6 protein-coding genes are annotated in these 7554 nt (G+C 37.5%); all 6 read left to right on the top strand.

The annotated features are described in order from the left end of the window. Nucleotides 1-131: 131 nt before the first annotated feature. The 6 genes from BM086_RS02440 to pheS all read left to right on the top strand — a co-directional run bounded on the left by BM086_RS02440 (nucleotide 132) and on the right by pheS (nucleotide 7554). Nucleotides 132-2498 (top strand): HD-GYP domain-containing protein, encoded by a 2367-nt coding sequence (locus tag BM086_RS02440; protein WP_092322859.1) that lies wholly within the window; start codon nucleotides 132-134, stop codon nucleotides 2496-2498. A gap of 54 nt (nucleotides 2499-2552) precedes the next feature. Then, a complete protein-coding gene (locus BM086_RS02435) occupies nucleotides 2553-3245 on the top strand; it encodes an ABC transporter ATP-binding protein (protein WP_092322856.1) in 693 nt (230 codons plus the stop codon). A gap of 2 nt (nucleotides 3246-3247) precedes the next feature. Next, a complete protein-coding gene (locus tag BM086_RS02430) occupies nucleotides 3248-4039 on the top strand; it encodes an ABC transporter permease subunit (protein WP_092322854.1) in 792 nt (263 codons plus the stop codon). A gap of 125 nt (nucleotides 4040-4164) precedes the next feature. Next, complete coding sequence (locus tag BM086_RS02425; RefSeq protein ID WP_092322851.1) at nucleotides 4165-4752, top strand: ATP-binding cassette domain-containing protein; 588 nt, start codon at nucleotides 4165-4167, stop codon at nucleotides 4750-4752. A 16-nt stretch (nucleotides 4753-4768) separates the two neighbouring features. After that, nucleotides 4769-6001: a hypothetical protein gene (locus BM086_RS02420; protein ID WP_092322848.1), complete on the top strand. Its 1233-nt coding sequence runs from the start codon at nucleotides 4769-4771 to the stop codon at nucleotides 5999-6001. Between the two features lie 506 nt (nucleotides 6002-6507). Next, a complete protein-coding gene (gene pheS, locus BM086_RS02415; RefSeq protein ID WP_092322845.1) occupies nucleotides 6508-7554 on the top strand; it encodes a phenylalanine--tRNA ligase subunit alpha in 1047 nt (348 codons plus the stop codon).

Genomic DNA, 7554 nt, shown 5'->3' with positions numbered 1-7554 from the left:
TAAAAGAGACAGGTGTCCATCACATATAGGTGTGATGAGGCACCTGTTTCCTTTTTCTGACGAAAAACAAATCCAAAAAACTTCCGAAATGTGGTAAAATATTGAAACGGTGTAGTTTGGGGGAATTGTTTATGTATGATTTTATTTTAAGGCATCAGCTTGATATGATGCTTTCGCTTAGCAGTATATGCGGAATAACAGCTTTTTTTGCGGCTATTTCTACCAATATCTCAAGGCGCAGAAAGCTTTCTATGTTGCATCTTGAACTTTCAGCAATGCTCATTCTTATATTTGACAGGTATACCTATATATTCAATGGAGATACTTCTACACTTGGATACTACATGGTACGAATAAGCCACTTTATGGTGTTTTTTCTTTCCATGGAAATTGTCCACGCATTTAATCTTTACATAGTGGATATATTCAAAAATGAAGGCGCGTTACCTACTATTCCTAAAAGATTGTGCTTTGCTGAAGCTTTAATTGCTATGGGGGAAATTCTCGTAATAGTATCTCAGTTTACGAATCTTTTTTATTCATTTGACAAGGCCAATGTTTATCATAGGGGGGAATTCTTTGTTTTATCCTATGTGACACCCCTTTTGGCGTTGGTGCTTGATCTTTCAGTGCTTTTCCATTATCGCCGGCATATAAGCAAAAGAGTATGTTTTTCACTCATTCTTTTTGCAATGCTTCCTATGGTTTCAGCGATTGTTCAGTATTTTTGGTATGGAATTTCGCTAACTAACATTACCAGCGTGGGTGTAGCGGTACTTATTTATTTCTTTTCCTTTATTGATTTGAATGAATATGCTGCTAAGACTAACAGGGAGGAACTTGAAAGCATTAAGATGCTCTTTGAGCAGACGGTAAAAGCTTTGGTAAGCGCCATCGATTTTAAGGACAGGAATACTCACGGACATTCATCGAGAGTTGCTGATTACGCCAAAAAAATAGCGAAGGTTAGCGGTAAGAGTGAAAAAGAGTGTGATGAGATTTATTATGCGGCGCTGCTCCATGATGTAGGTAAGATAGGTATTCCCGATTACATAATAAATAAGAGCAGCGAACTTACTGATGACGAGTATGATGAGATAAAAACACATACTATTATCGGAAAGCAGATTCTATCCAGTATCAGTGAATTTCCGTATCTTAGCGTAGGAGCAAACTATCATCATGAAAGATATGACGGCAGGGGCTATCCTGATAAGCTAAAAGGTGAGGATATTCCGGAGATAGCCAGAATTATTGCTGTCGCTGATGCGTATGATGTTATGACTTCCAAGAGACAGTACAGAGACCCTGTTCCTCAGGAACTTGTGCGCGAAGAGATCATCAAAGGTTCAGGAAGTCAGTTTGATCCAAAATATGCCAAGGTCATGCTGCATCTTATGGATATGGACTCCGAATATGATATGAAGGAAAAGGCTGAAGTCAAAGGCCTATCCGGCAGAAATGAACTTCATCCTGATAAGTTCAGAAGCGAAGTGTCAGAAGGGATACTGGTTAATTCCAATACAGTCAAAATCCATTTAAGAAGCAGGGCAAAAGAGGATGCCAGAAATGAGAGATGTCTTCCTGCAATAATACTGTTTGATTCTCTTGATGGCAGGATTCATACCGATGAGAAAAAGAAACATGAACTTTGGTATTATGAGTCCGGTGAAATCTGGTTTGATGGAAAAACCATCTGTAAAGGCGCAAGGAAAATCCAACGTACAGATAAGACAGGCAGTGGAGAAGCTTTTTCTTTTAAAAATGGATATTTTATAGACTACGAGATAGAAGCTGTTAAGTATGAGGACCATGCTCTCATAAGAATAAGCAGTGTATACCAGTCTATGGAGTTTATCGTGGCACTCGCCGATTCTTCAAGATTTTTGTATATTTCGCTTACAGGAGAGTATTGCGACATTATCGATGTTGCAATTGACAGACAGTCTGAGGCGATTGGCGAAGGCTATATTCCGAGAATTGCTGACAAGATCTCATATATTGATGTGCCAAGCGGACATGTGCCAAATATTCAGATAGATGGATATCACTATGCGATAACTGAAGGGGTTCCTGTTAAAGAGAATATGAAGATTACTTTCCATGCAATGAGTCTTCCTACAGCAAGGCTTATTTGGCATTGCCCACATATCATTCTTTTTTACTCAGATGATAAAAAAGTTAATGGGCCTAACTACCGCGAGTTTGCGCTGATAAGGCTTGATGGAGAATATTGGGAATCAGATGGCGCAGCAGAAAACAGGATGACAGTTAACTTTGGCGATGAGTTTACAGACTGGGATGACTGGAAAGAAAAAGGCAAGGCCGGGTATGACTGCACTGTTGACTTTGTTCGTAATGGGAATACCATTGTCACTACAACGAAGAATCTTGGTGTAGATATCAGAAATATAACCAAAGTAAAGGATGATGCACAGAATATCTACGTTGCACTTACAGGAGACCAGGCGGCACTTACAAATATAAGGTATTTATGATGGTTACCTTTTTTCTTTTTGTTATGAAGTATTAAGAGAAGACGGAGGTGCATTATGAGAGAAAATGTAATTGAGATAAGCCATCTAACTAAAAGCTACGGGAAGAGCAGGGGAGTAATAGATGTTTCGCTGAGCGTTAAGGAAGGGGATATTTTTGGTTTTCTTGGTCCAAATGGAGCAGGGAAATCAACAACTATACGCTCTATGCTTGGCTTTCTAAAGATAAATGAAGGCTCAATAAAGATACTTGGAATGGACAGCATCAAGGATCATGAGAAAATCCTGAAAGAAGTTGGATATATGCCTTCAGAAGCATGGTTCTATGATTCCATGAAAGTAGCAGATGTAATAAAATACGCTGCGGATGTAAGGGGGATTGATTGCAGCAAAGAAGCCGAGATGCTCTGCGAGAGACTTAAAGTTGACACGCAAAAGAAGATAAAGCAGCTCTCTTTGGGAAACAGGAAGAAAGTCAGCATTGTGTGCGCTATGCAGCATAAGCCAAAGCTCTTTATTTTTGATGAGCCAACAGGCGGTCTTGATCCATTGATGCAAAAGAAGTTCTTTCAACTCATAAATGAATATGTAGATAAAGGAGCAACATGTCTTTTGTCTACTCATGTGCTCTCCGAAGTGGATAAATACTGCAAAAATGCGGCAATCATGAGGGAGGGAAGGCTTACGATGCTTGATACGCCTCATATTGATGATGAGACATTTTTGAGTTTCTATGAAGAGGAGGAGTGAACATGAAATCCATTATTAAAAGAGAAATTCTGTTAAATACAAAAAATCTGCTTATATGGAGCATATCTGTTGGCCTTTTGGGACTTACCTGCATTTTGTTATATCAGTCAATGGAAGGCGAGATGAAGGATATGGCAGATGCTTTTTCAAATATGGGCGCATTTTCAGAGGCTTTTGGAATGAGCACTCTTAGCATAGCGACATTAAAAGGATATTTTGCAACAGAGATCGGTGCGGTTCATGGCCTTGGAAGCGCAATGTTTGCGGCAATCTCAGCAATAGGCATTATTTCAAAAGAAGAGGATGCTCACACCGGAGAATTTCTTTTTTCCCTACCTTTATCAAGAAGCAGGATACTTACAGCAAAGGCTGTATGCGTCGGATTTATGGTAATCGTATTTACTGTGGTATGCATTTGCTTTTACCTGATTGGGTTTAAGGTCGTTGGGGAAGATATGCCTATGGATCAGTTTTTTACCTTTATGGGCAGGCAGCTTCTTATGAACGCAGAGATAGCCGGAATATGTTTTGGCCTTTCATCACTTACCGGAAAAAACAGAATGGGACTGGGGCTTGGAATTGCTCTTTTCTTCTACGCCTATGATGTAATGGGCAGAGTAATTCCTGACTTAAAGGATTATCTTTTTGTCGGTCCATATTCCTATGCCAACGCAGCCGAGATCTTTACGGATGCCGAAACTCCTGTAAAAGGACTGGTTCTTGCAGTAGTGCTTCTTGTATGCGGAGTAGTATTTGCATTTTGGAATTATAACAGAAGAGATCTTGCAAGTTGATGGTTGTTGTCAAGGAACAAGTTAAAGAGTAGTATTACTATCTGTTGAATTCTGAAGTGATAAAAGATATGAAGTCAATGGATATCTTTTGCCGGAGGAAATTGTAGATTGGGGAAATAAATACCATGATAAAAGTTAACCACATATCATATGCGTATGATTTGGAAAAAGAAATAATTTCAGATTTTTCCTATGAATTTGAAGATAGGAAATCATACATAATCTATGGAGAAAACGGAAGAGGGAAAACTACATTAATAAAGCTGATATTAGGTTTAATAAAATCAAATTCAGGAACTATTCAAAAGGACCAGGAAGACACAATCGGATATGTTCCGGATTATAACGGACTGTATGAGAATCTGACTTTAAAAGATAATATCATTTTTCGATTGGGACTCTATAATAAAAAATTTTCTAATGTAAGGGAAAATTTTGAGCAATGGAGCAAAGCATATTCGCTTACACAATATATGAATGCCTATGTTCGTGAATTGTCGTTAGGGACGAAGAAGAAGGCAGCATTACTTTGTACTTTGTTAACATCTCCAAAGGTGCTGGTACTTGATGAACCGACAGGCGGACTTGATGAAAAGGCAAAGGAAGAACTTATTAATATTCTGAAAAAATTGCAAAATGAAATGATGATTATTACAGTCACTCATGATGAGTATTATATAAAATCATTAGATAGTGCAATAATCAGAATTTGAGGAGTTTATAAACATTATGTTTTTTATTCGAAAAGAAATAAAAGAATTACTACAGTGCAAAAAAGTCTATTTTCTTTTGCTTTTTTGCGTTGTGTATCAATTTATACTAAATGTAATTGCGAAGACACCACTTCTTCCAATAGAAGAATCCCTATATTTAGCCTCCTTCATTACAGCTTGTGTGAGTGCAGAATTTGTCTACATGGCAATGATCGGAGAAATGAAAACCGGTACAATGGAGCTGATCCTATTAAGCAGATTTAAAGCGGAGAAATTTGTATTTGCAAAAATATTCATGCCATCTGTAATGGCAATAGTAGTAACATTCTTGGGAATTAGAATAAATAATCTTGGCGCTCTTTTTATAGATAAAGCGGTAGCAATCACAAACGTAGGCATAATGGATAATCTAATGATTATCATGGCTGCAGTGATTTGTTCCTTAAGTACATTATTTATGGTGATCAATATGAAACAATATAACACTACAACACTTACTTGTAATGTTATTGGAGTCGCTGCAGTATTTATTTTATTTCATTTTTTAGAAGTTTTTATTGCAAAAAAATATTTCATTGTGATTGCAGCTGTAATTATGATTGTTTTATACATTGCTAATGTTTATAGTGTGAATCATAAGCGATTTAATCATGAAAAGGCAGCAGGAAAACAATGCTCAGTATTTACCGGTAGAGAAGATTGCTGGTGGAAAAGTATTTGCATGAGAGAGTATAAAAAATTACTTATGCAAAAGAAATTGGCAATAAAACTGATTGTTTTGCTTATTGGAATGATTACAATGAATTCATTTTCATTGGAGGGAGAGCTATATAGAAAGATATTCATATTTACGGAAATGTATTTAATGATATCTGTAATAACATTAGACCTTTATTTTGAATTGGCAAAGCAAGAAATATATGCAAAGACAGATGAGATTTTACAATTGGCAGGGATAAGTAAAAAGAAAAATTTATTTGTTATCTTTGAAATTTGTTATTTTTTAGGAGCTGTAATTGGAATATTATTATTTGGAATTTTGTATGTATTAAGTTTGTTACGAGGTATGAATTATCCTTTTCGAGCAGTGGAAATCATTGGATATTTCGTAATGTTACTTTTAAGTTTTTTTATTTGTTATGGTTTTATTCTTCGTGGTTTGAAAAATGTGAAGGAAGAACATATTGTTCGCATTTCAATTTATGGACTTTGTGCTATAACATCATTCCTTTACTTTTGGCTGATCTAAGCTCAGTAAATACTTTGGCAGAGCAAGGGTTGACCTGCCAAAAACTGACAGTTGATGTCGAAAAACACCTTGACTTTTTTTAATATGTGAATACAATAATTAAGTATATATGGTTTAAATGCGTTGAAGGTGTTGGGCTTTTGCCCTAAGATGTTATATCATCCATTCCAGAGAGAGAGGTCACTGGCTGAGAGCCTCTTATGGCAATGTTATATACGGAAATTTCCCACCGGAGCAGTCAGGGTGAAGGTTATATTACTGCTAGCTTTGAACGGTTGTCCCCGTTACGGACAAAGTGGAGCAATTTCTTTTTATAAGAGGTTGCGGAAACTGAGTGCATGTTCTTTTGTGGGAGCATGAACATGGGTGGTACCGCGGAAATGATTGATTCGTCCCTTGTATAGTTTAGGCTATACAAGGGACTTTTTATGTACTGCACTAAAAGCTGTTTTATCGGATTTAGTGTAGAGGAAGTATCATTATAGGAATCATAGGAGGAAGGAAATTTGGAAAACAGCGCATTACACGAGAAAATTGAAGCAATTCGTGAAGAAATCAAAGCAAATGCATCAAAGCTTGACAGTTCTAAGCTTGTCTATGAAATGAAGAAGACCTTCATGGACAATAAGAATGGTAAGATCAGCGCACTTATGAAGGAGATGAAGAACATCCCGGCAGAGAGCCGCGCTGAGTATGGTAAGAATGTAAATGAGCTTAAGCAGTGGGCTCTTGAACAGTTCGAAGAACTTGATAAAAAGCTTAAGGAAAAAGAACTTAAACTTAGATATGAGAGCGAGAAGCAGGATGTAACAATGCCTGCAAAGATACGCTACACCGGAAATCTTCACCCTGTAACTCAGATGAGAGAAACTCTTATCGATATCTTTGCAGGAATGGGATTCGAGATATATGAAGGAACTGAGATTGAGAATGACTATTACAATTTCACTGCCCTTAACACTCCTAAGGATCATCCCGCAAGAGATATGCAGGATACATTTTATTTAAGCCCTGAGTTCCTTCTTAGAACTCAGACTTCATCAGGTCAGATCCACGTTATGGAGAACAAGAAACCACCGATCAAGATTTTATCTCCCGGTAAGGTTTTCCGTTCAGATGATGATGCAACTCATTCACCTATGTTCTCTCAGATGGAAGGACTTGTTGTTGATAAGAATATTACACTTTGTGACCTTAAGGGAGCGCTGGATCTTTTTGCACAGAAAATCTTTGGTGAGGGAACTACAACAAGACTTCGTCCATCATACTTCCCTTTCACAGAGCCTTCTGTAGAAGTAGACTGCAGCTGCTTTGCCTGCGGTGGTAAGGGATGTAACCTCTGCAAGGGTACCGGCTGGATTGAGGTTCTTGGCGCTGGTGTTGTTAATAAGAAAGTTTTAGAGAACTGTGGAATTGATTCTGAAGAGTACAGCGGATTTGCATTTGGTATCGGTATTGAGCGTGCAACTATGCTGAAATATGGCATCAACAATATCAAACTTTTGTATGAGTCAGATATTGACGTGCTTAAGCAGATTGATCATTACGAATGA

It is taken from the genome of Butyrivibrio sp. YAB3001 (assembly GCF_900112195.1).
Classification (GTDB): Bacteria; Bacillota; Clostridia; order Lachnospirales; family Lachnospiraceae; genus Butyrivibrio.
Note: the sequence above shows the minus strand (reverse complement) of the source record. Positions and strands in the feature narration are given on the sequence as shown.

Excerpts from the sequence above, each read along its gene's own strand:
- BM086_RS02425 (WP_092322851.1), top strand. The coding sequence starts at position 4,165 with ATGATAAAAGTTAACCACATATCATATGCGTATGATTTGGAAAAAGAA.
- BM086_RS02430 (WP_092322854.1), top strand. The coding sequence starts at position 3,248 with ATGAAATCCATTATTAAAAGAGAAATTCTGTTAAATACAAAAAATCTG.
- BM086_RS02440 (WP_092322859.1), top strand. The coding sequence starts at position 132 with ATGTATGATTTTATTTTAAGGCATCAGCTTGATATGATGCTTTCGCTT.
- BM086_RS02435 (WP_092322856.1), top strand. The coding sequence starts at position 2,553 with ATGAGAGAAAATGTAATTGAGATAAGCCATCTAACTAAAAGCTACGGG.
- BM086_RS02420 (WP_092322848.1), top strand. The coding sequence starts at position 4,769 with ATGTTTTTTATTCGAAAAGAAATAAAAGAATTACTACAGTGCAAAAAA.